The sequence below is a fragment of the Pseudomonas sp. MAG002Y genome (assembly GCF_019400845.1).
Taxonomy (GTDB): Bacteria; Pseudomonadota; Gammaproteobacteria; order Pseudomonadales; family Pseudomonadaceae; genus Chryseomonas; species Chryseomonas luteola.
In genome coordinates this window covers 503973-529028 of sequence record NZ_WOEJ01000001.1, presented here as the reverse complement: position 1 = coordinate 529028, position 25056 = coordinate 503973, and the positions used below count along the sequence as shown (strand labels likewise).

Sequence of the window (25056 nt, the reverse complement as noted above, 5' to 3'; positions counted from 1 at the left end):
GTTATAAAGGATTAAACGGGACTTTTCCTCTTTCGGAGTCGGTTCACCATGAGCTACCAACACCAGTACGTCGATGGTACGAAGATCCACTTCCCGCTGGGCAAGGTGGTCTGTATTGGCCGCAACTATGCTGAGCATGCCAAGGAACTGAACAACCCTGTACCCACCGAGCCGCTCATCTTTATCAAACCGGCCAGTTCGGTCGTGCCGATTGAAGGTGGCTTCAGTATTCCTGAAGACCGTGGTGCGGTGCATTACGAGGCGGAAATCGCCGTATTGATCGGCAAGCCCCTGTCACGCACGCCAAGCGAAGAAGAGGTCCGGGATGCTATTTCGGGTTTCGCGCCAGCGCTGGACCTGACCTTGCGTGATGTGCAAGCCCGCTTGAAGGAAAAGGGTTATCCCTGGGAAATCGCCAAGGGGTTCGACGGCGCCTGTGTCCTGGCGCCTTTCGTGCCGGGTGATGCCTACAGCGATCTGGCTGATATCGATGTTCGCCTCACCATCAATGGCGAGGTACGCCAGGAAGGTAACAGCCGTGACATGCTCAACCCGATCATCCCGTTGATCCAGCACCTGTGCACACACTTCTCCCTGCAACCCGGCGATGTGGTACTGACCGGTACGCCCAAGGGAGTCGGCGCGTTGAACAAAGGTGAGGAACTGGTCCTGGAGTTGCCTGGCAAAAGCCGCTTTACGAGTCGTGTTCTCTAACATCCACCCTTGAGTAATCCGGAAGCATCAGGCGACGGATCCAAACCGCTAAGCAGTCGAAACCGTCGTCATGCCAAAAGTATTACAACGTCGATCCCTCAAATGGTGGCTGGCCGGCTTCGTGCTGGTCGCCGCCGCCACGCTCACATACCTGTTTCACTGGGACCAGCGTGCCTGGCTCTGGTGGCAGGAACGTAACACGCCTGCCACCCAGCATGCGGACAATATCTGGCTTCCGGGCTATACCGCGGTCATTCAGGCCAAGCCCTTGCCCGGCATGGAAAAGGCCGAGGCATCGGACATCGCCTATAACCCGGCGACCGGCACCCTGTTCATTGTCATGGGCAAGGAGCCTTTGCTGGTGGAAACCAACCTGAGCGGTGACATTCTCAGGCAGATTCCCATAACCGGGCTTTCCAACCCTGAGGGCCTAGTGGTCCTGGATGGAAATCGCATGGGTATTGTCGATGAGCGTCAGCGTACGCTGGCCCTGTTCAATCTGACCCCCGAGACCCGCCAGCTGCAGCCCGCAGATTTCCAGTTTTTCGACCTGGGCTTTGCCGATGCCGGCAACAAGGGGTTCGAAGGCGTTGCCTGGGATGCGCGACAGCAACGTCTCCTGCTCAGCAAGGAGCGAGACCCTGCAGCACTGTTCAGCCTGTCCAGCGATGGTGATCAGATCCTGGGTGAGATGAGGGATCTTCCCGATCAGCCCGACCTGATGAATGATTATTCTGCGCTAAGCGTCGATCCCCGTACCGGCCATACGCTGGTGCTCTCGGATGAGTCGCACCTGTTGCTTGAACTGGACGAAAGCGGAAAGCCGGTCAGTTTCATCAGCCTGATCGGAGGGCTCAATGGACTCAGTAAAAACATCCCTCAGGCTGAAGGCGTTGCGATTGATGAAGAGGGAACGGTCTATATCGTGAGCGAGCCTAACCTGTTCTATGTCTTCCGGAAATCTGACTGACATAAAGTATCCGTAGGCTTGTCGTCGAGCGCGGGCATGCAGGTCGCCCGGATGATCGATCCCTCGACGGCAGCGGGCCTACCCATGCAGCGTATCTATCCTTACCGCATTCCTCTGGCCGGGCTGCTGATGGCAGTGCTCATCGCAATCGTGGTCAGCCAGCAGACCCCGCTCCTGGCGCGTCTCTGGTATGGCGTTCAGCAGCACTGGCATGCCGATGAGCGCCGTGAGGTCTCGGTTTGGCTTCCTGATTATCATGTCGATATCGAGGCCAAGCCTGTGCCAGGGCACGCGGATTTGTCGGCGCTGACCTATGACCCGAGCCGGGGCACGCTTGCGAGCCTAACCAACAAGTCATCCCATTTCATCGAGCTGTCACTCGACGGTGAAATTCTTCGGCAAATCCCTATGCAGGGATTCGATGATCCCGAGGCGATTGAGTACATTCGCCCGGGCGTTTTCGTCGTGGCAGAAGAGGGCCGGCAACGGTTGGTTCAGATTCATGTCGATGACACAACGCGCGTCATCGATGCGAATGACCCTCGCAATCAGACACGTCTCTCTCTGGAATTGGCTGCGTTCGATAATCGGGGTTTCGAAGGGCTCGCCTATGACAGTCGACACAAGCGACTCTATGTAGCTAAAGAAAAGGACCCTGTGCAGATCTATGAGGTCGATGGTTTTGCCGACCCTGAGCCCGGCGCACCGGTCAGCATTACGATCAGATCTAATGTGCTGCGTGACAGGGGCCTGTTTGTCGACGATCTGTCGAGCCTCCACTTTAGTGCCAGCACGAATCACCTGCTGGCGCTCTCGGATGAGTCGAGGCTGGTTATTGAGCTGGATAGCGAGGGGAAGCCCTTGAGCACCCTGCCGCTCGATGCCGGGCGGCAGGGTCTGACGAAAAGCGTGCCGCAGGCCGAGGGCCTGGCCATGGACGACCAGGGCACGCTGTATATCGTGAGCGAACCGAACCTCTTTTATCGATTCAAGCGTAACTAAACTGCGTTATACGGATCAGAACCGCCACTGAGCACCCAGGCTGTATCCGGTCTGGCTGCCCTCGGAATGGCCCAGGCGACTGTTGACCTCGGCATAGACGCCAATCTCCGGTGTGATCGCCCACTGAGCCCCGATCTGAGCGCGGGCAAAGTGCTTGTCTACCGAATCCAGCGCTGCCGTACGCAGCCGACCATCCCCACGGCTGATAACATCCAGCCGACTCTCGCGGCCATCACCCAGTTCTTCGACCCAGGCGACATGAGCATAGGGTTGTAGGGCCATGCCACGGCTCATGGGGAGATCGCCATAGACCCGCCAACCCAGGCTTGCCTGAATGGAGTCATAGGTCTGATCATCAAATGACATGGCGGTCCGGCGGCTGTCGTCTTCATCGAAGCTATCGATGTGGTAACGGGTATAGTCCAGTCCCAGCTGAGGACCGGTTCGCAGCTGACCGACCGTCATGTCGTAGCCTCCGGTCAGGCGAGCACCGAAGAAGCGGGCCCTGGTATCGCCAGATAACGTCTGGTTCAGGAGAACCGGCCCGCCACTGGCCTGAAGGAACACGGAGCGATCCGTATCGAAGCGGGTGTGACCCGCGCTCAGCTCACCTGCAGCCCAAAGCGGCCCGCCGTTGCTGACCAGACCATACAGCCCGGCCTGCCATGTCTCGCTATGGACCTTGCCGGAATGCTCCAGGTCATCCTTGCCGCGCTGAATGCTCAGGCTACCGCCTACGGTCAGCCATTCACTGGCCCGATAATCGCCAATGGCATAGGCGGTGGCCCGCTTGGAGCGTTGGCTCGGATCTACATCAAACCCATGCTCAGGCTGGTACTCGCCCTCGATTCCCACGCTGCCAGTGAATTGGTTGGGTGCAAGTGGAGCAAGCTGAAGGCCCAGCCAACGGCGATCATGCAGCCGAGTAAGGGTTTCATGCTGGCTGCGCAGGTTGTCCTCCATGGCCCGTGCCAGCGCACCGCTGGAGGCGGTGGAAGCGAGCAGGTCGGCATTTGTCAGCTCCAGGAGAAGACGCGTCAGCAGACGTGAATAATCACGAAGGCGCTGCTGGATGCGCTCTGCACCCAAGGCGCCGGTCAGCACCGTCTCGTTGTCCAGTGATGGTGTATGCCAGGTGGCGCCGCCAGGAATGGCTGGATTGGTGGTCTGCTCATAGCCGTCCAACTCGCCGATTTCCCAGTTGGTCGCTTCGACGAACAACACCGGAATACCGAGCGCCTCGAAGCTTGCTGCATCACTGCAACAGCCGGTGCCGGCAGGGTATTCCGAATTCAGCCCGGGATTCGTGCGCAGATCGATCCCCAGTTCCTGTGCGATACGAAGCGTCTGCTCGCGTATGGACGCCAGGGCGGGGTTATCGACGCTGTTGGCACCGGCATGGGCATACATCAGGTCGCCCGTGATCAGGCTGTCGAGGTTGATCATGCCCAGCAGGCTGGCCCGCTCGCTATCGCTCAAGCCGGCTACATAGGCGCGTGAGCCGCGCAGGCCTTCCTCTTCAGCTCCGAAGGCAACCACATTGATACCATTTTCCAGCGCGATCCCGCTGAGGTTGCGCGTGATCTCCGTAAGGACGGCGGCACCGGAACCGTTGTCATCCAGGCCTTGGAGTGTCGGGCGGCCAAAGTAGGTATCAAAGTGTGCCCCTAGTACAAGGGTGTTGCCGCTGGTGCCTGCCAGCTGAGCCACTACGTTCTGTGAGTTCCGGTTTCCGTTCCAGGTGAAGGGCTGGAGAGTGGCGTTGTTACCTATACGCTGCTGCATCCAGGCCGAGGCGCCCTCAAAACTCGTAGTGCCTCGATAACGACCCGGATACTCATTGATCAGAACGTCCAGTGTCTCGTCGGCGTATTCACCAAAGTCATAGGCACCCGCGGTGCCCCCTATCAAGATACAGCCGACTGCAAGCGCTAGTTTGGAAAAGGAATGCACAAGCGATCCTCATTGTTATGGTTTGTTGTGTTGTAGTTATGGGTAGTGCGGGGCTGCATGGAGCAGATAGCGTGCCGGCTTGAAAATCGGACAGGCAGGCGACGCCTGGCAGACTGACAGCGCTGCCTGAGCGTAACTATAGATGGGGATGGAAAAAATGCCGGGCAGGCTGTGCACTGTGATCGTGCACAGCCTGAAGTGCATGTCTCGTCGTGGGACGTAGGTATTTAACGCTTGAGCGTCTGAACGCCTTCGGCGGTTCCCAGCAGCAGGACGTCCGCCGAGCGAGCCGCGAACAGGCCAACCGTGACTACGCCGACGATGTTATTGATCTTGGACTCCAGATCGATCGGGTCAAGGATATGCATGTTATACACGTCCAGGATCACGTTGCCGTTGTCGGTTTTAACACCTTCACGGTAGACCGGATCGCCGCCCAGCTTGACCAACTCGCGGGCTACGTAGCTGCGTGCCATGGGGATGACCTCGACGGGGAGCGGAAACTCGCCCAGCACATCCACGCGTTTACTGCCGTCGGCAATGCAGATAAAGGTCTGTGCCACGGCCGCTACGATTTTTTCACGCGTCAATGCTGCACCGCCCCCTTTGATCAGTTGCAGGTGCTCGTTGGCCTCGTCGGCGCCATCGATGTAGAACTCAAGATAGTTGACGCCATTGAGGTCATACACCGGAATGCCATGTTTCTTGAGTCGCTCGGCCGTTGCCTCGGAGCTGGCTACTGCGCCGTCGAATTCCATCTTATGCTGGGCCAGCAGGTCGATGAAGAAGTTGGCGGTGGAGCCGGTGCCGACCCCAATGACGCTGTCACGCGAGAGGTGCGGGAGAATATAGTCCACCGCGGCCTGCGCCACGGCTTGCTTGAGCTGATCCTGGTTCATGATCGATTCCGGCAAAGGAGAAGTAGAGGTTCGATTATAGCCGGGCTGACCCTATCAGCGGTGAACAGGGTGGTTGACGCATTGTGGGTGGCTTGTCGTGCTGCTTGCGCAGTAGACTGACTGTTCCCCGCAAAAGCCCTGCCGAGAAAAGTCGATGCTCGAACAGTACGTCAAGAAAATGCTGACCTCGCCCGTCTACGACGTGGCCGTCGAAACACCCCTGCATCCCGCACACAGCCTGTCGGAGCGTCTGGGTAACCGGATTCTGCTCAAGCGCGAAGACCTGCAGCCCGTCTTCTCGTTCAAGATTCGGGGCGCCTACAACAAGGTGGCCCAGCTCACCGACGAGGAAAAGGCTCGCGGCGTGATCGCGGCATCCGCCGGCAACCATGCCCAAGGCCTGGCCTTAGCTGCTCAGAAGCTGGGTATCAAGGCCGTTATCGTCATGCCCAAGACGACGCCAGAAATCAAGATCAAGGCGGTACGTGCCCGCGGTGCCAAGGCTGTCCTGCACGGCGATGCCTTTCCTGAGGCGCTGGCTCATGCGCTGAAACTGGTAGAGGAAAAGGGATACACCTTTATTCACCCGTACGATGATCCGGATACGATTGCCGGGCAGGGTACTGTCGCCATGGAAATCCTGCGCCAGCAACCAGGTCAGCTGGACGCCATTTTCGTGCCGGTAGGCGGTGGAGGGCTGATCGCGGGGATCGCCGCCTACGTCAAGTACCTGCGTCCTGACATTAAGATTATTGGTGTTGAACCAGACGACTCCAATTGCCTCCAGGCCGCCATGCAGGCAGGTGACCGGGTGGTGCTGAGTCAAGTAGGTATCTTTGCCGATGGCGTAGCGGTCGGGCAGATCGGTCATCACACCTTCGAGATCTGCCGACACTATGTGGATGACGTGATTACCGTCAGCTCCGATGAGATCTGCGCAGCTATCAAGGACATCTACGACGATACGCGCTCCATCACCGAGCCGGCTGGTGCCCTAGGCGTGGCGGGGATCAAGAAGTATGTCGCTACCCGCGGCATAAAAGGGGAGACCCTGGTAGCCATCGACTCGGGTGCCAACGTCAACTTCGACCGCCTGCGTCACGTGGCAGAGCGTGCCGAGCTGGGGGAGCAGCGTGAGGCTATCATCGCCGTGACCATTCCTGAGCGTCCCGGCAGTTTCAAAGCGTTCTGCGAGGCACTGGGCAAGCGCCAGATCACCGAATTCAACTATCGCTATAACACGGACAGGGAAGCCCATATCTTTGTCGGCGTACAGACCCATCCGGAAACCGATCCACGCGGCAAGCTCATCGAAAGCCTGCGTGAGCAAGGGTTTCCCGTATTGGATCTGACCGACAATGAGCTGGCCAAGCTGCACATACGGCATACCGTAGGTGGACATGCGGCCCATGTGGATACCGAGCAGGTCTTCCGTTTCGAGTTTCCCGAGCGGCCTGGCGCATTGTTCAACTTCCTCAATCGCCTGGGTGGGCGGTGGAATATCACCATGTTCCACTATCGCAATCACGGCTCGGCTGATGGCCGCGTATTGGCGGCGCTTGAGGTTCCGGAGGAGGAGCGGCACCGTGTGCCCGAAGCGCTGGCAGAGATCGGTTATCGCTATTGGGATGAGACCAATAACCCTGCGTATAAACTGTTTCTGAGTTAACGCTTAGGGTGGCGGCGGGCGTCTGGTAGGGAACCAAGCGCCCGGGCCGTGTTCGATGAAAGGCTGGCCACGTTTACTGGCCAGCTGATACCAGTCATCGAACCGAGTCGGAATGTCTTCACCTACGTTTCCACATCACCGTGGCCTGCTGATGCTCAGCATCACGCTGATGGTCACCGTCTATTTTCTCGACAGCCTCTCCATCGCGCTGGCCAACCGCTATGTATCCGGCGGCCTGGGTGCTGATCAGCGCAGCTATGTGTATGCCACGGCAGCCTATAGCGTCGCGGTCATCGTCTTCACGGCGCCTCACCAGTGGTTTGTGCAGCATCTGGGGTACCGGCACCTGATGATGGCGGCGACAGTTGTCCATACCATAGGCCAGCTGCTCTGCCTGGCCGGCGACCACCTGTGGGTCTTTGCCACGGGCAGAGTCTTCATGGGGGCGGCCGCCGCGACCTTTTTCGCCGGTGCGCGGGTGCTGGTGCTCATGTTCTTCCCGGGGCCGCAAACCCCCACAGGCATACGAGCCTTTGCCAGCGGCGTGCCGCTTGGCGCGGCGATGGCTTCTTTTTGTACGGCGCAACTGCTGGCGCATGAGGAGTGGCGCGGTATCTTTGCCGTGCCGCTGGTGGTCTGTCTGGTCATGGCCGTGTGCATCTGGATGGCCATTCCCTCGCGCGTCATACCCGAAAAGTTGTCGGCCAGACCAGCACTGCTGCCCATGGCTATCCTGCTGGTTGGAAGCATCATTGTCGAAACCACTATCCAGCGGATGAGTTTTGATTTCTACAGCGATACCTGGGAGCTGCTCGGACTCTTTCTGCTGGGTATCTGCCTCATGGCCGTCTTCATCTATTGTGAGCGGCAGCGGGAGCGGCCAACCCTCGACTTTCGTAACGCCATCAATCCGGCCTTTCTGCTCGGCATGCTGTTTATGATGCTGAACTACTTCATGCTCGGTGCCTATAACTACGTTATTCCCCAATATGTCCTGAACGCCCTGCAGGTGCCGATCTACACCGCTGGAACGATCATGGCTATCGGCTGGCTGTGTGGGATAGTGCCGCTCATGGCCATTACCTCCGGCACGCTCAAGCGGTATTTCCCGTGGGGTGGCTTCAAGAAGTTTCTGGTGCTCGGCTATTCGCTGCTGGCCGGCTATGGCTTCTGGATGTCCAGCCAGAATGGCGAGGTGCCGCTTGTGCAGCAGCTTCAGCCTGCGCTCATGATGCATGGTGTGTTCCTGATCTCGACCTTTGCGGTGATCATCATGTACACCTTCATGACCATTCCTCCGCGTTACTTCAGCCAGGCATATCAGATCAAGAACATGACGCAGCAGATCGTCATGCCGCTAGGAATCGTCATGGCCAACGTCTTTCTGCAATGGCGCGATGCGTTCCATGGCAATGTTCTGCGCAGTCACATCACCTCATTCAATCCGCTCTATCAGCAGTATCGGGAACAGCTGAGCGAGGCGGTAGGGCATGCCTCCATGAGCCAGATGGCCTCGCTGGTCAATCGCCAGGCTGCGATCCTGGGCTTCCTGGACTATTTCTACCTGATCGGCTGGGTAGGTGTAATTCTGGCTATCTACATGCTTCTGCAGCGGCACTTTCGCTGATAGGAGTGGGAAACGGGTCATGCTTTACCCGTCAGAATCCATTGATTGTTTGGCTATGTAAGCTTTTGTTCAGCAAGGGCTGAGGATACTGCTCGCGGATTTTCAGGCGCTCCGGCGGGATTACCCCAATGTAATGTCCATATGGACGAGCAGGCAGGAGTGGCACTTGCCAGCGTATTGCCACAGACGGCAAAAATACAGGCAGGGAGCTGCGTTGCCGCTCCAACAAGCTTTATGGAACAATGCAAGTCTATTGACTTTCCAGGGGTGTCAGCCGTGATCGATTCTGATGGTTTTCGCCCGAATGTCGGCATCATCCTCGCGAATGACGCTGGCCAAGTGCTGTGGGCTCGGCGCATCAACCAGGACGCCTGGCAGTTTCCACAGGGAGGTATCGATGATCGTGAAACGCCGGAAGAAGCGCTTTATCGCGAATTGAACGAAGAAGTGGGTCTGAGTCCGGATGATGTCCGGATTTTGGCCTGTACGCGGGGCTGGTTGCGTTATCGCTTGCCCCAACGCATGGTGCGTACGCATAGTAGGCCCCTGTGCATCGGTCAAAAGCAGAAATGGTTTCTGCTCCGGCTGATGTCTGAGGATCAGAGGGTACGCATGGATGTGACAGGCAAGCCGGAGTTCGACGGTTGGCGCTGGGTCAGCTACTGGTACCCATTAGGGCAGGTGGTGACGTTCAAGCGGGAAGTGTATCGTCGAGCCCTCAAGGAGTTGGCCCCGCGCTTGCTCGCCTGATCGATATGTTAAGCCTGTACCATACGTGTACGTATGGAAGACGGAAGAGGCACCGTTTGCATTGCCTCACCGGCCTGCCCGGTTATGCCGGGCCTGCCGTGGACGGAGGAAATGCTGTGGCCATGCTGGATGAACGATTTGTGACGTTGAGTGGCAATACGCTGTCAGATAGGCGTTGCTGTCCACCTTCATCGATCGTGGCTATCAGGTCGGTGACCGGAACTCAATTTGCTCGCGCCTCGAAATCCTTTACCAGGATGTCGTCCAACGTCACCAGAGCCCAGGGCTTCTAGCATGCTGAATACGCTGCGTAAGGTCGTTCAAGAAGTAAACGGCGCCAAGGATCTCAAGACAGCGTTATCGATCATCGTTCAGCGCGTTCGGGCGGCCATGGGCACTCAGGTGTGCTCGGTCTATCTGCTGGACCCTGAAACCAATCGATTTGTTCTCATGTCGACCGAGGGCCTGAACAAGCGCTCCATCGGGCGTGTCAGCATGGCGCCCAATGAAGGCCTGGTCGGCCTGGTCGGCACGCGTGAAGAGCCGCTCAACCTTGAGGATGCCTCCAGTCATCCGCGCTTCCGCTATTTCGCCGAAACGGGCGAGGAGCGCTATGCCTCTTTCCTGGGGGCGCCAATCATTCACCATCGTCGTGTGATGGGTGTTCTGGTTGTTCAGCAAAAGGAGCGGCGCCAGTTCGACGAAGGTGAAGAAGCCTTCCTTGTGACCATGAGCGCCCAGTTGGCCGGCGTTATCGCACATGCTGAAGCCACGGGTACCATTCGTGGACTCGGACGGCAGGGCAAGGGTATCCAGGAGGCTCGTTTCGTAGGTATTCCCGGTGCTCCCGGTGTTGGTGTGGGTACGGCTGTAGTCGTGCTGCCTCCAGCTGATCTGGAAGTCGTTCCTGACAAGACCGTTACGGACATCGAGGCAGAGCTGGCCTTGTTCCAGCATGCGCTGGAGTCTGTACGTGAAGATATGCGCCAGCTGTCAGAGCGTCTGTCGACCCAGCTTCGCAAGGAAGAGCGCGCCCTATTCGACGTCTATCTCATGATGCTCGACGACGCGGCATTGGGTAACGAGGTTACTCAGATCATCAAGAGAGGGCAGTGGGCACAGGGTGCACTGCGTCAGGTTGTGACCGAGCATGTTCGTCGTTTCGAAATGATGGACGATGCCTATCTGAGCGAACGTGCCGCTGATGTGAAGGACCTTGGCCGTCGATTGCTGGCTTATCTGCAGCAGGCACGGCAACAATGTCTGGTCTATCCCGACCAGACCATCCTGGTCAGTGAGGAGCTGTCACCCGCCATGCTGGGCGAGGTGCCTGAAGGCAAGCTGGCCGGCATGATTTCCGTGCTCGGCTCTGGCAACTCCCACGTTGCAATCCTGGCACGCGCGATGGGTATTCCCACCGTCATGGGCGCGGTAGACCTGCCTTATTCAAAAGTCGATGGTATTTCGTTGATTGTCGACGGCTATCACGGCGAAGTCTTTACCAACCCTTCACCTCAGCTGCTCAAGCAGTACAGCGCTGTGGTCGAGGAGGAGCGTCAGCTGACCCAGGGGCTGGAAGCCCTGCGCAGCCTGCCGTGCGAAACCCTGGATGGCCATCGTATGCCGCTCTGGGTGAACACGGGGCTGCTGGCTGATGTTGCACGGGCGCAGCAGCGTGGCGCGGAAGGGGTGGGGCTGTATCGGACTGAGGTCCCGTTCATGATCAATGACCGCTTCCCCAGTGAGAAGGAGCAGCTGTCCATCTACCGGGAGCAACTGGCGGCGTTCCATCCCCAGCCGGTTACCATGCGCATGCTGGATATCGGCGGAGATAAATCCCTGTCCTATTTCCCCATCAAGGAAGACAACCCCTTCCTGGGATGGCGCGGGATTCGTGTCACGCTGGACCATCCGGAAATCTTCCTGGTACAGGCGCGAGCCATGCTCAAGGCCAGTGAAGGTCTGGATAATCTGCGAATCATGCTACCCATGATTTCGGGGGTGCACGAGCTGGACGAGGCTCAGCATCTCCTGCATCGCGCCTGGTGCGAGGTGCGTGATGAAGGGGTCAATATTCCCATGCCGCCTGTCGGTGTGATGGTAGAGGTGCCTTCGGCGGTCTATCAGGCCCGGGATCTGGCCCGTGAGGTGGACTTTATCTCGGTGGGCTCCAACGATCTGACCCAGTATCTGCTGGCGGTAGATCGTAATAACCCACGCGTGGCTGACCTGTATGACTACTTCCATCCAGCCGTGCTGCAAGCACTCAAGAGCGTGGTGGAGGATGCTCATGCGGAAAACGTTCCAGTGAGTATCTGTGGCGAGATGGCAGGCGATCCGGCCGCAGCGGTATTGCTCATGGCCATGGGATACGACTCCCTTTCCATGAATGCAACCAACCTCCCCAAGGTGAAGTGGTTGCTGCGTCAGATGAGCCTGTCCAAGGCAAAGGAGCTCCTGGATCAGCTGCTCAAGATTGACAATCCGCAAGTGGTGCACAGTGCGCTGCATCTGGCCTTGCGTAACCTGGGGCTAGGGCGCGTCATCAACCCGGCTTCCACCGTCCAGAGCTGACAGCACGCCGGACTACAGCGTCCGGCGGCTTTCTCCAAGCGACTTGCCGTAGGCTCCAAAGCGACGTTCCGTAATGACGGTCTGTCCGTCTACCTGTTGCCGTAGCACAGTGCTGGCCCGTGTGCCGTAGTGTTCGCTGGAGATGAAAGCGCTGGACAAGAGTATTTCCAGTTCATGGCTGATGCCGGTATGCGGAAGCGTTACGGGATCAGGTCGCCAGGTGTCGGCCAACAGTGCAAATAAAGCCTCGTCCGAAGGGGTTTCCAGGGCCTGTTCGAGACTTGCTCTGGCTCTGAGCAACTTGGGCCATGGCGTGTTCAAATCGGCATTGGATACGCCGTAAACGCCCGGCGGCAGTCGATGCGGCTTTCGGCTGCGAGCATTCAAATGCCATAACGACTGGCGATCGCCTAGAAGCAGGTTGAACCCTGTGTATTCATCGCTACGTTGAGCCACTTCATGTACATACTCTTCGGCCGAGATATCACGTTCCAGAAAGCGTACAGGCAGTTCGCCCCGTGAGCGGTCGGATACCGACTGACCAGGATCCCTGATATTGGTCACGGTGGCAAAGCGACCATCCCTTCCTACCGCGAGCCAGGTCCCGCCTGCCGTCAGGTCTCTTCCTCCAATGATGTCTGGTTGATCGTCCCATGTATCCAAAGGAGCGCTGGGGCGTGCATAGAACTCGTCACGGTTGGCGGCCAGGATAAGTGACTCGTTATCTTCAGGGCGCCACGCAAAGACAATCAGACACATCAGTTGGGCTCCGTAAGGCCTTGATCATTGAGGGTTCGCTCGTTTGCGTTGGCCGATTGGGCTACCATTGCCGTTTTGTTCGGCAGGATTCGATATGGAATTCGTGCTCTATCTGGTTCTTGGCGCATGTGCAGGCGTTCTGGCGGGTCTGTTCGGCGTCGGGGGTGGATTGATCATCGTACCGGTTCTGGTGTTCAGCTTCACTGCTCATGGAATGGATACCGATGTGCTGACGCATCTGGCCGTCGGTACCTCACTGGCAACAATCGTCTTTACGTCAATCAATTCCATTCTGGCGCATCATTGCCAGAGAGCGGTCCAGTGGCCACTCGTGGTGTGGATGACGGTTGGCATCATCCTGGGCAGCTTTGTCGGCGGGGTTACGGCATCTTATATTCAGGGGCCAATTCTGCAGAAAATAATCGGTACCTTTGCCATCCTCGTGTCGCTACAGATGGTGCTTGACCTTCGTCCCAAAAGCGGCAGACCGTTACCGGGCAAGCCGGTTCTGACACTCGCCGGTGTGGTCATTGGCTGGGCGTCTGCCATCTTTGGCATCGGAGGCGGCTCGCTGACTGTGCCTTTCCTGACCTGGCGAGGCGTCAGTATGCAAAGGGCGGTGGCAACCTCATCTGCGTGTGGGTTGCCGATCGCGCTCTCCGGAGCCCTTTCGTTCATGGTGGTGGGCTGGAGTGAGCCTGGCCTGCCTGAGTGGAGCTTGGGATATGTCTACCTGCCGGCCCTGGTAGGTATTGCGCTGACCAGCATGTTCTTTGCCCGTTTTGGTGCGCGTTTGGCGCACACGCTTTCTCCACGGCTGCTCAAGCGGCTATTTGCGTTGTTGTTGTTCAGTGTAGGGCTCAGCTTTCTGGTCTGAGAACCCTTTTATCAAGGAGTCGTAATGCTGCCTTATCCACAGATCGACCCGGTAGCGGTCGCGATCGGTCCACTCAAGATTCACTGGTACGGTCTGATGTACCTCATTGGTATTGGCGGGGCTTGGCTACTGGCCTCACGTCGTTTGAACCGATTCGATCCCACCTGGAATAAAGACAAACTTTCGGATCTGGTCTTCTGGGTGGCGTGCGGCGTCATCATCGGGGGGCGGTTGGGGTATGTCCTTTTCTATAACCTGGATGAGTACCTTGCCAATCCCACGCTGATCTTTGAGGTCTGGAAGGGCGGCATGGCCTTTCATGGCGGCTTGCTGGGCGTGATTCTGGCGGTGTGGTGGTTTGGTCGCCGCAACAACAAGAGCTTTTTCGAGCTGATGGATTTCATCGCCCCGCTGGTTCCAATCGGCCTAGGCGCCGGGCGGATTGGTAACTTCATCAATGCCGAACTGTGGGGCAAGCCGAGCGATGTGCCGTGGGCAATGATTTTCCCGCCCTTCAGCGATCCGGCCCAGTTGCCGCGCCATCCTTCCCAGCTCTATCAGTTTGCGCTGGAAGGAGTCGCCTTGTTCGTTATTCTCTGGTTCTTCTCACGCAAGCCACGTCCAACAATGGCGGTATCAGGGCTTTTCGTCCTGTGTTACGGCATTTTCCGTTTCCTGGTGGAATTCGTCCGCATGCCGGATGCGCAGCTGGGTTATCTGGCCTGGGGCTGGCTCACGATGGGACAGGTCTTGTGCGTACCGATGATTCTGGGTGGGGCCTTCCTGATGGTTCTGGCCTATCGGCATCAGGGAAAGACCAGAACTCTGACGGAATGACCTGATCTTCAGGTGAAAGGTCACTGACAAGTCGAGAGGTGGTGCTTATAGTTAATGGTTAATCGCCTCTCACTTAAAGGACAGAAGTATGAGCCCGTTCCGCGCATTGGCCACCACGTTGGCCTTCTCCATGGCTTTATGGAGTGCTGCCGCACCGGCACTAGCCGATTCGGGCTATGAGACGGAAACCGTTAACAATGTCAGTGGCGATCCGAACTACCAAGCGAATGCACCAAAAGCCTTTTCGATGATCGGTGATCTGCTGATTGCCCGGCCGCTTTTGATTGCTGCCACTGTTATTGGCGCGGGTGCCTTTGTAGTCAGTCTGCCCTTTACCGCTGCAGGCGGTAATGTAGGCGAGGCGGGCAGGGCCTTGGTCGTTGAGCCGGGTAAGGCTGCTTTTGTTCGTTGCCTGGGCTGTACCCGCACAGGATATGGCCAGTCGGACTGAATCCCATAAAAAAGCCGGTCAATTGACCGGCTTTTTTATGGCGCCTGTAAATACCTGATAGTGTCGCGCTGCCAATAGCCTGGATCAGGCCTGACCGCTGATTTTCAGATACTTTTCGTGCAGTTTTTCCTTGCTCTCGACGTTTTCCGGGTCGAGCGGGATGCAATCCACCGGGCAAACCTGCTGACACTGCGGCTCGTCGTAATGACCTACACACTCGGTACAGAGATTAGGGTCGATCACATAAATCTCTTCGCCCTGGGAGATGGCACCATTAGGGCACTCAGGCTCACATACATCGCAATTGATGCAGTCTTCAGTAATCTTGAGGGACATGAATTGCTCCCGCCGCTCACGGATGACGGCGATACAGAAAAAGTAAACGCGAATTGTGCCTTATCGGCGCGCGTGGTGCACGTCTGCGCCGATATATGTGCCCTAACGGCAAAATTTCAAGGGGCTGGCTTGAAACGTTCGGCCAGCGCTTCCTTGACAAGCGGGTGCACGAACTTGGTGACGTCGCCACCCAGTGCTGCAATTTCACGTACCAGCGTCGAAGAGATGTAGGAGTAATTTTCCGACGGAGTAAGAAACATGCTTTCTGCGTCAGGCGCCAGCACACGGTTCATGTTGGCCAACTGAAACTCGAATTCGAAATCCGAAACAGCACGCAATCCTCGCAGGAGGATCGTGGCTTTCTGCTCCTTGACGAGATTGGCCAGCAGGCAAGAAAAGCCAATGACCTCGACATTAGGCAGGTGTGCCGTAACCGCTCGAGCCAACTCTACCCGCCTTTCCAGCGGAAACAGCGGATTCTTCTTCGGACTGGCCGCTACGGCGACGACGACATGCTCAAACAAACGTGAGGCGCGTTCGACGAGATCACCATGACCCCTGGTGATCGGGTCGAAGGTTCCCGGGTACAGCACTCGATTCATCGCGGCGTCCTTACGGTCCGTGGGGGCTTGGATGGTAGCTCAGCCAGATCAGATGTCCAAGTCGAAAGGTGGATAAGCGGCCTGGTATTCATCAAAGGTGAGCTTTAAGCGTTGAGGAGTGTAGAAAAAATTGTCGAAAAACGCAGCCTTCTCGGGTTGCCTGTTTTCATCTGACGCGGATAGCGTTCGCTGATCGGCTATAGCCGCCACGTCTATGTCAGTTTCTCCTGCTGCCACAAGAGCCACTGCGGTATGCGGCGCTCCAGGTAGTACTCAGGGTTTCGCCATGTACCTGCGACAAAGCCTACATGCCCTCCATGAGCATGGCGCTCGAAGCATATCGTATTGGATAGCTCTCCTGGTGTTGGCAGGCTTTCACGTCCAATGAAAGGATCATCTTCCGCTTGAATCATAAGGGTCGGTATTCGGATGTCTTTCAGGTAATAACGGCTTGATGCCTGCCGGTAGTAATCGTGAGCATCCTTGAATCCGTGGAGCGGGGCGGTGATGCGTCCGTCAAAATCCCAAAAGCTCTTCATGTCCTCCAGGCTACCCAAGGCATCCAGCGAGGCTACATGGTCGTGTTGCTGGCGCTGCTGCAAAGCCTCTCGCTTGCGCTTTACATAGCTCACCAGTTCTCGCATGAAGTGCGCCTGATACACACGGGAAAATCCAATGGCGATACGGTCTGCGCAAAGGTCGAGCCGGAAAGGAACCGACACGGAGGCAGCCGCCTGGAGTGAGCAATTCAAGCCTGCTTCGCCCAGGTACTTGAGCAGCACGTTACCGCCAAGCGAGTAGCCAACAGCATAGAGCGGTGCCAAAGGGCGCTTGGCCTGAAGGTGGGCGATAACAGCGGCAAGGTCTTCGGTGACGCCTGAGTGGTAGCCCCGCGGTAACAGGTTCGGCTCGCCTGAGCACCCTCGCCAGTTCAATCCAACGCTGGCCCAGCCATGCTCGGCAAGGGCCAGTTGCAAACCCAGAATATAGTGTGACGAAGAGCTGCCTGTCAGTCCGTGGATAGCCAGTACCAGCGGCGCATAAGGATCTTCCGGTCCGTACCAGTCAAGGTCGAGAAAATCACCGTCGTCTAGCCAGATACGCTCGCGTGGGCGCGTCATCAGGGGAAGACGACGCCAGAGTGACCCCCATAAGGTCTGCAGGTGAGGACCTGGCAGCCACCAAGCGGGCCGGAAAGCATCTGTCTGAGCTGATAGGTCCTCCACGATAGGGTGCATGGGCATCCCGTTACGCGGTTCGATGCCAGAGCGCGTAATGTACGCTTCCCGCCTTCTTTTCCCTGTGCAGGTGCCAGTTGGCGGGCATGGGAAGCGATGAGGGCTGACTTTCGCTTTCAGTGTAAATCCATGCATCCCTGGCCAGCCAGCCTTGCTCCTCGAGCAGCTGGCAGGCGGGCTCAAGCAGACCTTTCTGGAAGGGAGGGTCAAGGAACACTACGTCAAAAGGTGTGGCCTCATTGTGCTGAAGGTAGTGCAGGGCATCGTTCTGTACGACCTGAACATTGGTGCATCCGAGTGACGCCAGATGACCGCGCAGCGAGCCTACCGCTGCAGGGTTCAAGTCCAGCCCCAGCGCTTGACTGGCACCCCGGGACAGCGCTTCAAGCAATAGCGCACCACTGCCCAGGAACGGATCCAGTACCCGTGCGCCGGGTACATGGGGCATCAGCCAGTTGAACAGCGTCTCGCGGACCCGGTCAGGGGTTGGTCTGAGCCCTGGTGCTTCTGGAAAGCTGAAGCGTCGGCTGCGCCAGTCGCCTCCAATGATACGCAGCTGGCTGCTGCCTTTACTCTGCGCCATGCTCAATGCTCCGGTACGCTGGGAGGCGGTGTATTGCCGCGCTCAACCGGCGCTGGCAAGGGTTGCTGGGCAACGGTTGGGCCTGCCGTCACGATGACAAAGCCATCAGGATTCAAATGCCGGGCCATGGCTTCGCGCACCTGACCCGTAGTCACGGCTTGCGTCTGCTTCATGAAGGTGTCCAGAAAGTCGAGTGGCAGGTCGTAGAAGCCAATCATGCCGAGCTGGGCGACGATCGCACTGTTACTGGCGGTCGAGAGCGGGAAGCTGCCTGATATTTCACGCTTGGCATCATCCAGCTCCTTCTGTGTCGGCCCTTCCTTGAGGTATTGGCGGACAATATTTTGCACAAGCCCCAATGTATTCTGGCTCATCTCGGCTCGGGTTTGCAGGCCGATCGTGAAGGGCCCCGCGACCTGCATCGGCGTAAAGCCGGAATAAACACCATAGGTCAATCCGCGCTTTTCGCGGACTTCGGTCATCAGGCGAGTGCCGAACCCGCCCCCACCCAGGATCTGGTTGCCCAGATATAGCGCGGCGTAGTCAGGGTCCCGGCGGTCGATTCCCTGCTCGGCCAGCATAAGGTGCGTCTGCTGCGAGGGAAACTCGATATGCGTAACGCCCGGTTTAGGTGGTTGCGGCTTGGCTACCGACGGCAGGGCAGGGCCCTTGGGTAGAGCACGGGATACCTTGGCGGCAATGGCTTCGGCCTGGGGGCGGGTCAGATTACCTGTCAACGCGATGACGACATTGCCTGCTGTATACGCACGCTGATGAAAGGCGCGTAACTGAGCAGGTGTGATCGACCTCAGTGATTCAGCCGTACCCATGCTAGGGTGCGCATAGGGGTGACTGCCGTAGAGCTGTTTCATCAGCGCATCACCTGCCTGAGCGCCGGGGTCCTGTTTCTTGTATTCGATGCTGGTCAACAATTGATTTCGAATACGCTCCAGCGGGGCGGCAGGAAACGTAGGATGACCTACCACCTTGGTGAAGAGATCGAGCGCCGGGTCACTTTTAGTCGGGTCGGACAGGGTACGCAGCCCGGCAACGGCCATGTCGCGATAGGCACCGTTTGAGAAATTGGCACCCAGATTTTCGAAGCCAATGGCTATTGCGGTAGTGTCCATTCCTGCAATGCCTTCGTTGAGCATGCCATTGGTCATCGTGGCGATGCCTGGTGTGTTGCCGTCCTGGCTGCTACCGGCTGCAAATGTCAGGCGGAGGTCATACATGGGCAGCTCATTGGCTTCCACAAACATGACGCGCGCGCCTTCTGGAGTTCTCCAGCTTTGGATATCGAGCTTGCGGGTAACCGGAGCTGTCTTGCTTAGCGCCTGCAGTGATTCCAATTTGGGATGGGCCGCTGCACTGTCTGCCACAGGAGAAGTGTTCTGGCAGCCGCCAAGCAGCGTCAGGCTGAGCAAGGTGCCCCATGCATAAGAAAAGCGGACGTTCATGGGCGAGCCTCCTGCTGTGTCTGGGTCTCGGGAATCACGTGGGCGGCTGTCAGGCGATCGCGAGTGAAGTAAGTGCGTGCAACACGCTGTAGATCAGCCGGAGTGACAGATTGCAAATCTGCAAGCTCGTTATCCATCTCGTGCCAGGACACGCCGATGCTTTCCAATTGACCAATATTGCTGGCCTGGGCTGTAATTGAGTCGCGCTCATAGACAAGGCTGGCGATCACCTGCGCTCTGACGCGCTCCAGTTCGGCGGTGCTCGGTGGCGTTTGCTTGAGCGCATCCAGTTGCGCCCAAAGGCCGGCTTCGACATCTGCCAGGGTCTTGCCCTTTTGCAGGTTGGGCATGGCGCTGAGCATGAACAGACTGTCGCCGCGAGTGTAGGACTCGTATGAGGCCGAGGCGCCGGTAACCAGCTCCTGCTCACGCTCCAGTTGAGTGGAGAGACGGGCGCTGTAGCCACCATCGAGCAGCGCTGAGATCAGGCGCAAGGCATGCACATCCCGTTGATTCTCTGCACTGGCAAAACCGGGCACATTGAATCCCATCATGAGGCTGGGGATTTGCGTACGAACGGGAAGGATCAGACGGCGTTCACCTGGTGCCTGGAGTTCAAGCGGGCGCTTGGCCGGTGGCAGGTCCCGCTTGGGAATCTGGCCAAAGTACTGTTGAGCCATCTGTCTTACGTCTTCTCCGGTCACATCGCCCACTACAACCAGGGTCGCATTGTTGGGCGCGTACCAGGATTGATACCAGTGCCGCAGATCGTCGATGTTCATGCGTTTAAGATCAGCAGGCCAGCCAATGGTTGGCGTGCGGTAGCCACTGGCCGGGTAGGCCGCCGCGCTGAAACGCTCGTAGGCCAGTGCCATTGGCTGATCGTCAGTGCGCAGGCGACGCTCCTCCTTGATGACTTCTATCTCGCGGCTGAATTCATCGGCAGGTAGGCGTAAGGTGGCCATGCGATCGGCTTCGAGCTCAAGCGCCACAGGCAAACGATCCTTGGCCATCACTTGGTAATAGGCCGTGTAATCGTCCGTGGTGAAGGCATTCTCGGTTGCTCCGAGATCACGCAGAACCAGGGAGGCCTCTCCAGGACCCATCTTGCTGCTGCCCTTGAACATCATGTGTTCCAAGGCATGGGAAAGGCCGGTCGATCCGGGCGTCTCGTAGCTTGAGCCGATCTTGTACCAGAGTTGTGAAACCACGACAGGAGCACGATGATCTTCCCGAACAACGACTTTCAAACCATTGTCGAGTGTGTATTCGTGCGTGGGTTGGGTCTCGGCGGCCAGGACGGTAAGCGGCGCGCAGAGCAGGCTGAACAGCAGACCAGTAGTACGTCGAGAGAAGACTGTCATCAATCTATGAACTCATTCCAGGGCTTGCCGGTCTTTAGCGCCAGCAAGCGATGAGGTGCTAGGATACGCATCCCTTTTCATGCCGGCCACGCCTGGCAGCACATCTTTATGGATTTGCCACAGCGTGCCCGCCCCTTGAGATAGACCTTTGCATGTTTGGTTCCGACGATAAAAAGTCCCCTCCCGCAGGGGAAAAGAAAGGGTTCTTCAGTTGGTTTCGCAAGAAGCCGCAGGAGACAACCGAGGCTAAGCCAGAAACGGCTGTCGAGCCGGTAGTACACCCGGAGCCGGTCCCCGAGCCGGCTGACGCTATTCCTTCAACTCAGCTACCTCCTGCTGAGGAAACCGAGGCACCCGCACCGGTAGCCGAGCAGGACGAAAGCGTAAAAACCTTTCAGCCGGAACCGATTCAGGCGCAGCCGGTTGAGCCGCCACGCCAGCCTGAAACGGTGCAGCCTTCTTTGCAAGCGCCTGCAGTTGAGCCAGAGCCTAAGCCTGCTATGCTGGCGCCTGTTGAGCCTGTATTCATTGAGCCCGAGCGGCTGGATGAATCGAGGACGGCCGAGCTCCAACCTGTTGCTGAGCCTGAGCCTGAGCCTGAGCCTGAGCCAGAACCAGGAGTAGACGCAGAACCGGAACCGGAGCAGGCACCACAGCCCGCGGCACCGACAAAACTGGGCTTCTTTGCTCGCCTCAAGCAAGGGCTGAGCAAGACCAGCGCCAGCATTGGCGAAGGGATGGCCAGCCTGTTTCTGGGCAAGAAAGCTATCGACGATGATTTGCTCGATGAGCTGGAGACCCGGCTATTGACGGCTGATGTGGGGGTCGAGGCGACTACCACCATCATGAAGAACCTTACCCAGCGGGTTGCACGTAAACAGCTTGCGGACAGTGAGGCCCTTTATCAGGCGTTGCAGGAAGAGCTGACCGGCTTGTTGATACCTGTCGAGCAGCCGTTGGTCATCGATAAGTCCACACAGCCATTCGTTATCCTGGTCGTTGGCGTGAACGGTGTTGGCAAAACCACGACCATCGGCAAGCTGGCTAAAAAGCTCCAGCTTGAGGGCAAGAAGGTCATGCTGGCCGCTGGCGATACGTTCCGTGCCGCAGCGGTCGAGCAGTTACAGGTCTGGGGGGAGCGTAACCGGATTCCAGTGATTGCACAGCATACCGGCGCTGACTCCGCCTCGGTGATCTATGACGCTGTACAAGCTGCCAAGGCTCGCGGTGTCGATGTTCTGATTGCCGATACGGCCGGTCGCCTGCACACCAAGGACAACCTGATGGAAGAGCTGCGCAAGGTGCGCCGCGTCATTGGCAAGCTGGACGAATCCGCCCCGCATGAGACTTTATTGGTGCTGGATGCAGGTACCGGCCAGAACGCCATGAATCAGGCCAAGCAATTCCATGCCTCCGTTCCGCTCTCCGGCCTTGCGCTGACCAAGCTTGACGGTACTGCCAAGGGTGGCGTCATTTTCGCGCTGGCCAAGCAGATGAGCCTGCCTATCCGTTACATCGGTGTAGGTGAAGGCATTGACGATCTGCGTGAGTTCGAAGCCAAGCCCTTCGTTCGAGCGTTGTTCGCTGAGCGGGAGACGACATGATTCATTTCGATCGGGTCAGTAAACGTTACCCGAACGGGCATATCGGTTTGCATGAATTATCGTTCCGTGCGGAGCGCGGGGAGATCCTGTTCATTACCGGTCACTCCGGTGCCGGCAAGAGCACCCTGATGCGCCTGATCCTGGCGATGGAGCGACCCACCAGTGGCAAGCTTTCGCTGGCTGGACAGGATATTTCGCGGATTAGCAATGCGCAGATTCCATTCCTGCGTCGTCAGATTGGTGTGGTGTTTCAGAACCACCAGCTCCTGTTCGACCGTACCGTGTTCGACAATGTAGCCTTGCCTCTACAGATCCTGGGGTTGTCCAAGGCCGAGATTGCCAAACGTGTGACCATGGCGCTGGAGCGGGTCAGCCTGAAGGACAAGCTCGAAGACTATCCGTCGGACCTGTCTACCGGCCAGCAACAGCGCGTCGGGATCGCGCGGGCTGTCGTACATCGACCAGCCTTGCTGCTGGCGGATGAGCCAACCGGTAATCTCGATCCGCGGCTTGCCTCCGAAATCATGGGTGTGTTCGAGGACATCAACAGCCTTGGCACCACTGTACTGATTGCCAGCCACGACCATGCCCTGATCGCACGCCTGCGTCATCGTATGCTGACGCTGCAGCGTGGCCGTCTGATCGGGGATGAGGAGAGTCCTACATGAGTGCCAAGGAACTTCCACGCGGCGACGTACAGGGTGAAAAACCGGAAAAGCCCAAACGTCGCAAGACAGCCAAGCCGAAGCAGGATTGGCGCAGCCCGTTACATGCCTATTTCGAAGCGCATCTCATTGGCTTGCGTGACAGTCTGTGGCGGATGGGCCGACAGCCGATCGGAAGCTTTCTGACCTGCTTGGTTATGGGAATTGCCCTTGCGTTGCCGATGGGTGTATCGCTGCTGCTGAACAATGTGGAGCGGCTCGGCGGCTCATGGCAGCGCGCGGCCCAAATTTCTGTCTTTCTTGACCTTAATCTGGACGAAGCTCAAGGCAAGCAATTACAGGAACAGATTGCAGCGCTACCTGATGTCAGTGAGGTGCACTGGATCGGACGTGACGAGGCTCTGCAAGAGCTTCAACAGCAAGCTGGTCTGGGCGAAGCCTTGAAGGAACTGCCAGAAAATCCGTTGCCTTCGGTGATCTCCGTGACGCCGCAGGAGATTGATAAAGGTCGGCTGGACATGCTGCGCAGTCGTCTGGCTGAGCTATCTGGCGTACAGCAGGTACAGCTCGATATGCAGTGGGTCGAGCGACTGACCGCCATTCTGAAGCTGGGTGAGCGGTTCGTGTTTGGGCTTACAGTCGTTCTGATCGTAGCCCTGCTACTCGTCATCGGGAATACAATTCGTCTGGCCATCGAAAACCGCAGGACCGAAATCGAGGTCATAAAGTTGGTAGGCGGTACTGACGGTTATGTGCGGCGACCTTTCCTGTACATGGGCGCCATGTATGGGATAGGCGCCGGTATTGCAGCCTGGGCACTACTGGCTTTTGGCTTGAACTGGCTTAACGAGGCTGTCATCGAGCTGGCCGGTCTTTACGGCAGCGATTTTGCGCTGGCCAGCGTGTCCATGGATGAAGGCATCCAGTTACTTATTGGTGCAATACTGCTGGGTTACATTGGCGCCTGGCTGGCGGTGGCTCGCCATCTGAGAGAGTTGGCGCCCCGATAAGGGCGCCGATTCATGAATCAAACAACTGTCTCAAATTATGATGTAAAGCTATCGATTTGATTGATAGTGACTATTTAAGTGATTGATTTTAAAGGCTATAGGTTCTTTTTTAGGGAACTGTTAGTCTTGTTTTCTGTCTGATTCTTCAGTGATACACTGCCCTGTGCATAAGTGAATCGGAGGATTCGCATGACCAATTCTCTGCAACCTGTTCCAACATTGGTTCCTGGCGCTAGCCTGGAGGCCTATGTCAACTCTGTAAACAGCATTCCCATGCTGACGCCGGAGCGGGAGCGCGAACTGGCCGAACGCCTCTTCTATAACCAGGATTTAGAGGCGGCACGGCAAATGGTGCTCGCGCACCTGCGTTTTGTCGTACATATTGCCAAAAGTTATTCGGGCTATGGTTTGGCCCAGTCAGATCTGATCCAGGAAGGTAACGTCGGCCTGATGAAGGCTGTAAAGCGTTTCAACCCTGAAATGGGTGTTCGTCTCGTATCGTTTGCCGTCCACTGGATCAAGGCTGAGATACACGAGTTCATCCTGCGTAACTGGCGCATCGTGAAAGTGGCTACTACTAAGGCCCAGCGCAAGTTGTTCTTCAACCTGCGTAGCCAAAAGAAGCGTCTTGCCTGGCTGAACAATGACGAGGTTCAGGCGGTTGCCAGCACGCTGGGCGTCGAGCCGCGTGAAGTACGCGAAATGGAAAGTCGTCTGACGGGCCAGGATATGGCTTTTGATCCAGCTTCCGATGCAGACGACGATACGGCGTTCCAATCGCCCGCGCAGTATCTTGAAGACAATCGCTACGATCCGGCTCGTCAGCTGGAGGAGTCTGACTGGAGCGATAACTCTTCGGCCAATCTGCATGAGGCGTTGGAAGGCCTGGATGAGCGTAGCCGTGACATCCTTTACCAGCGCTGGCTGGCTGAAGACAAGGCTACACTGCACGAGTTGGCTGCCAAGTACAACGTATCGGCTGAGCGTATTCGTCAGCTCGAAAAAAATGCAATGAACAAGCTCAAGGGCAAGATCGCTGCCTAAGGGTTGATTCAAAAGCGAACCCCGCCTCAGGCGGGGTTTTTTATTGCCCGGAAATACCGAACCCCTTG

22 protein-coding genes and 1 pseudogene are annotated in these 25056 nt (G+C 57.5%); 14 read left to right on the top strand and 9 right to left on the bottom strand.

Translation table 11 applies throughout. The annotated features are described in order from the left end of the window. The first annotated feature begins 48 nt into the window (after window positions 1–48). The 3 genes from GM154_RS02390 (at window position 49) to GM154_RS02380 (ending at window position 2686) form a co-directional block, all read left to right on the top strand. On the top strand, window positions 49–714 hold the full coding sequence (locus GM154_RS02390; RefSeq protein WP_219650828.1) for a fumarylacetoacetate hydrolase family protein: 666 nt from the start codon (window positions 49–51) through the stop codon (window positions 712–714). A 70-nt stretch (window positions 715–784) separates the two neighbouring features. Next, on the top strand, window positions 785–1684 hold the full coding sequence (locus GM154_RS02385; protein WP_219650826.1) for an SdiA-regulated domain-containing protein: 900 nt from the start codon (window positions 785–787) through the stop codon (window positions 1682–1684). An 84-nt stretch (window positions 1685–1768) separates the two neighbouring features. After that, entirely contained in the window at window positions 1769–2686 is a 918-nt protein-coding gene (locus tag GM154_RS02380) for an SdiA-regulated domain-containing protein (protein WP_219650950.1), read from the top strand. 15 nt (window positions 2687–2701) lie between these two features. Here the strand turns inward: GM154_RS02380 and GM154_RS02375 are convergent, their stop codons facing one another. Both GM154_RS02375 and rpiA read right to left on the bottom strand, forming a co-directional pair. Further along, a complete protein-coding gene (locus tag GM154_RS02375; protein WP_219650824.1) occupies window positions 2702–4639 on the bottom strand; it encodes an autotransporter outer membrane beta-barrel domain-containing protein in 1938 nt (645 codons plus the stop codon). Between the two features lie 227 nt (window positions 4640–4866). Beyond that, a complete protein-coding gene (gene rpiA / locus GM154_RS02370) occupies window positions 4867–5538 on the bottom strand; it encodes a ribose-5-phosphate isomerase RpiA (protein WP_219650822.1) in 672 nt (223 codons plus the stop codon). A 136-nt stretch (window positions 5539–5674) separates the two neighbouring features. On the opposite strand from rpiA, the pseudogene ilvA reads away from it, so the two are divergent. The 4 genes and pseudogenes from ilvA to ptsP form a co-directional block, all read left to right on the top strand. Next, window positions 5675–7207, top strand: a pseudogene (ilvA, locus tag GM154_RS02365) (threonine ammonia-lyase, biosynthetic); the annotation flags it as partial. Window positions 7208–7319: 112 nt separating this feature from the next. Then, window positions 7320–8834 carry an MFS transporter gene (locus tag GM154_RS02360; protein WP_074823220.1) on the top strand — a complete coding sequence of 505 codons (1515 nt, stop codon included), beginning with the start codon at window positions 7320–7322 and terminating at the stop codon, window positions 8832–8834. A gap of 276 nt (window positions 8835–9110) precedes the next feature. Next, on the top strand, window positions 9111–9584 hold the full coding sequence (locus tag GM154_RS02355) for an RNA pyrophosphohydrolase (RefSeq protein WP_010796984.1): 474 nt from the start codon (window positions 9111–9113) through the stop codon (window positions 9582–9584). A 294-nt stretch (window positions 9585–9878) separates the two neighbouring features. Then, window positions 9879–12158, top strand: a complete 2280-nt coding sequence (gene ptsP / locus GM154_RS02350) for a phosphoenolpyruvate--protein phosphotransferase (protein ID WP_219650820.1) — start codon at window positions 9879–9881, stop codon at window positions 12156–12158. A gap of 12 nt (window positions 12159–12170) precedes the next feature. Here ptsP and GM154_RS02345 read toward each other — a convergent pair whose 3' ends face one another. Then, entirely contained in the window at window positions 12171–12917 is a 747-nt protein-coding gene (locus GM154_RS02345; RefSeq protein WP_219650819.1) for an NRDE family protein, read from the bottom strand. 94 nt (window positions 12918–13011) lie between these two features. Here GM154_RS02345 and GM154_RS02340 point away from each other — a divergent pair, with 94 nt between their 5' ends. From GM154_RS02340 to GM154_RS02330, 3 genes are all read left to right on the top strand, one after another. Next, a complete protein-coding gene (locus GM154_RS02340) occupies window positions 13012–13794 on the top strand; it encodes a sulfite exporter TauE/SafE family protein (RefSeq protein WP_219650818.1) in 783 nt (260 codons plus the stop codon). A gap of 24 nt (window positions 13795–13818) precedes the next feature. Beyond that, window positions 13819–14631, top strand: a complete 813-nt coding sequence (gene lgt, locus GM154_RS02335; protein WP_010796988.1) for a prolipoprotein diacylglyceryl transferase — start codon at window positions 13819–13821, stop codon at window positions 14629–14631. An 88-nt stretch (window positions 14632–14719) separates the two neighbouring features. Next, on the top strand, window positions 14720–15082 hold the full coding sequence (locus tag GM154_RS02330; protein ID WP_074823208.1) for a multidrug transporter: 363 nt from the start codon (window positions 14720–14722) through the stop codon (window positions 15080–15082). Window positions 15083–15166: 84 nt separating this feature from the next. Here GM154_RS02330 and GM154_RS02325 read toward each other — a convergent pair whose 3' ends face one another. From GM154_RS02325 to GM154_RS02300, 6 genes are all read right to left on the bottom strand, one after another. Then, complete coding sequence (locus GM154_RS02325; RefSeq protein WP_010796990.1) at window positions 15167–15418, bottom strand: YfhL family 4Fe-4S dicluster ferredoxin; 252 nt, start codon at window positions 15416–15418, stop codon at window positions 15167–15169. Window positions 15419–15534: 116 nt separating this feature from the next. Then, window positions 15535–16020, bottom strand: coding sequence for a pantetheine-phosphate adenylyltransferase (coaD, locus tag GM154_RS02320; RefSeq protein ID WP_010796991.1), 486 nt, complete (start codon window positions 16018–16020; stop codon window positions 15535–15537). Between the two features lie 212 nt (window positions 16021–16232). Then, window positions 16233–17258: a hydrolase gene (locus GM154_RS02315; protein ID WP_219650817.1), complete on the bottom strand. Its 1026-nt coding sequence runs from the start codon at window positions 17256–17258 to the stop codon at window positions 16233–16235. Window positions 17259–17268: 10 nt separating this feature from the next. Then, entirely contained in the window at window positions 17269–17841 is a 573-nt protein-coding gene (gene rsmD, locus GM154_RS02310; protein ID WP_074823203.1) for a 16S rRNA (guanine(966)-N(2))-methyltransferase RsmD, read from the bottom strand. 2 nt (window positions 17842–17843) lie between these two features. Continuing rightward, the gene (locus GM154_RS02305) at window positions 17844–19301 is read right to left on the bottom strand and encodes a pitrilysin family protein (protein ID WP_219650816.1); all 1458 of its coding nucleotides are present in this window, start codon (window positions 19299–19301) and stop codon (window positions 17844–17846) included. Continuing rightward, on the bottom strand, window positions 19298–20665 hold the full coding sequence (locus GM154_RS02300; protein WP_219650815.1) for a pitrilysin family protein: 1368 nt from the start codon (window positions 20663–20665) through the stop codon (window positions 19298–19300). Before GM154_RS02300 ends, GM154_RS02305 begins: the two co-directional genes overlap by 4 nt. 152 nt (window positions 20666–20817) lie before the next feature. Between GM154_RS02300 and ftsY the strand changes: the two genes are divergently transcribed. The 4 genes from ftsY (at window position 20818) to rpoH (ending at window position 24988) form a co-directional block, all read left to right on the top strand. Continuing rightward, entirely contained in the window at window positions 20818–22269 is a 1452-nt protein-coding gene (ftsY, locus tag GM154_RS02295) for a signal recognition particle-docking protein FtsY (RefSeq protein WP_219650814.1), read from the top strand. Then, on the top strand, window positions 22266–22937 hold the full coding sequence (gene ftsE / locus GM154_RS02290) for a cell division ATP-binding protein FtsE (RefSeq protein WP_010796997.1): 672 nt from the start codon (window positions 22266–22268) through the stop codon (window positions 22935–22937). The genes ftsY and ftsE overlap by 4 nt, the downstream gene beginning before the upstream one ends. Further along, window positions 22934–23944: a permease-like cell division protein FtsX gene (ftsX, locus tag GM154_RS02285; protein ID WP_122043496.1), complete on the top strand. Its 1011-nt coding sequence runs from the start codon at window positions 22934–22936 to the stop codon at window positions 23942–23944. Before ftsE ends, ftsX begins: the two co-directional genes overlap by 4 nt. Before the next feature lie 189 nt (window positions 23945–24133). Beyond that, entirely contained in the window at window positions 24134–24988 is an 855-nt protein-coding gene (gene rpoH / locus GM154_RS02280) for an RNA polymerase sigma factor RpoH (protein WP_010796999.1), read from the top strand. The last annotated feature ends 68 nt before the right edge of the window (window positions 24989–25056 follow it).

What these genes read in the sequence shown, in the direction of transcription:
- GM154_RS02345 (WP_219650819.1), bottom strand. Translation starts at nt 12,917, where the DNA reads ATGTGTCTGATTGTCTTTGCGTGGCGCCCTGAAGATAACGAGTCACTT.
- ptsP (WP_219650820.1), top strand. Translation starts at nt 9,879, where the DNA reads ATGCTGAATACGCTGCGTAAGGTCGTTCAAGAAGTAAACGGCGCCAAG.
- GM154_RS02330 (WP_074823208.1), top strand. Translation starts at nt 14,720, where the DNA reads ATGAGCCCGTTCCGCGCATTGGCCACCACGTTGGCCTTCTCCATGGCT.
- GM154_RS02305 (WP_219650816.1), bottom strand. Translation starts at nt 19,301, where the DNA reads ATGAACGTCCGCTTTTCTTATGCATGGGGCACCTTGCTCAGCCTGACG.
- GM154_RS02385 (WP_219650826.1), top strand. Translation starts at nt 785, where the DNA reads ATGCCAAAAGTATTACAACGTCGATCCCTCAAATGGTGGCTGGCCGGC.
- rpiA (WP_219650822.1), bottom strand. Translation starts at nt 5,538, where the DNA reads ATGAACCAGGATCAGCTCAAGCAAGCCGTGGCGCAGGCCGCGGTGGAC.
- rpoH (WP_010796999.1), top strand. Translation starts at nt 24,134, where the DNA reads ATGACCAATTCTCTGCAACCTGTTCCAACATTGGTTCCTGGCGCTAGC.
- ftsX (WP_122043496.1), top strand. Translation starts at nt 22,934, where the DNA reads ATGAGTGCCAAGGAACTTCCACGCGGCGACGTACAGGGTGAAAAACCG.
- coaD (WP_010796991.1), bottom strand. Translation starts at nt 16,020, where the DNA reads ATGAATCGAGTGCTGTACCCGGGAACCTTCGACCCGATCACCAGGGGT.
- GM154_RS02340 (WP_219650818.1), top strand. Translation starts at nt 13,012, where the DNA reads ATGGAATTCGTGCTCTATCTGGTTCTTGGCGCATGTGCAGGCGTTCTG.
- lgt (WP_010796988.1), top strand. Translation starts at nt 13,819, where the DNA reads ATGCTGCCTTATCCACAGATCGACCCGGTAGCGGTCGCGATCGGTCCA.
- GM154_RS02380 (WP_219650950.1), top strand. Translation starts at nt 1,769, where the DNA reads ATGCAGCGTATCTATCCTTACCGCATTCCTCTGGCCGGGCTGCTGATG.
- ftsE (WP_010796997.1), top strand. Translation starts at nt 22,266, where the DNA reads ATGATTCATTTCGATCGGGTCAGTAAACGTTACCCGAACGGGCATATC.
- rsmD (WP_074823203.1), bottom strand. Translation starts at nt 17,841, where the DNA reads ATGGCGCAGAGTAAAGGCAGCAGCCAGCTGCGTATCATTGGAGGCGAC.
- GM154_RS02390 (WP_219650828.1), top strand. Translation starts at nt 49, where the DNA reads ATGAGCTACCAACACCAGTACGTCGATGGTACGAAGATCCACTTCCCG.
- GM154_RS02300 (WP_219650815.1), bottom strand. Translation starts at nt 20,665, where the DNA reads ATGACAGTCTTCTCTCGACGTACTACTGGTCTGCTGTTCAGCCTGCTC.
- GM154_RS02360 (WP_074823220.1), top strand. Translation starts at nt 7,320, where the DNA reads ATGTCTTCACCTACGTTTCCACATCACCGTGGCCTGCTGATGCTCAGC.
- ftsY (WP_219650814.1), top strand. Translation starts at nt 20,818, where the DNA reads ATGTTTGGTTCCGACGATAAAAAGTCCCCTCCCGCAGGGGAAAAGAAA.
- GM154_RS02315 (WP_219650817.1), bottom strand. Translation starts at nt 17,258, where the DNA reads ATGCACCCTATCGTGGAGGACCTATCAGCTCAGACAGATGCTTTCCGG.
- GM154_RS02325 (WP_010796990.1), bottom strand. Translation starts at nt 15,418, where the DNA reads ATGTCCCTCAAGATTACTGAAGACTGCATCAATTGCGATGTATGTGAG.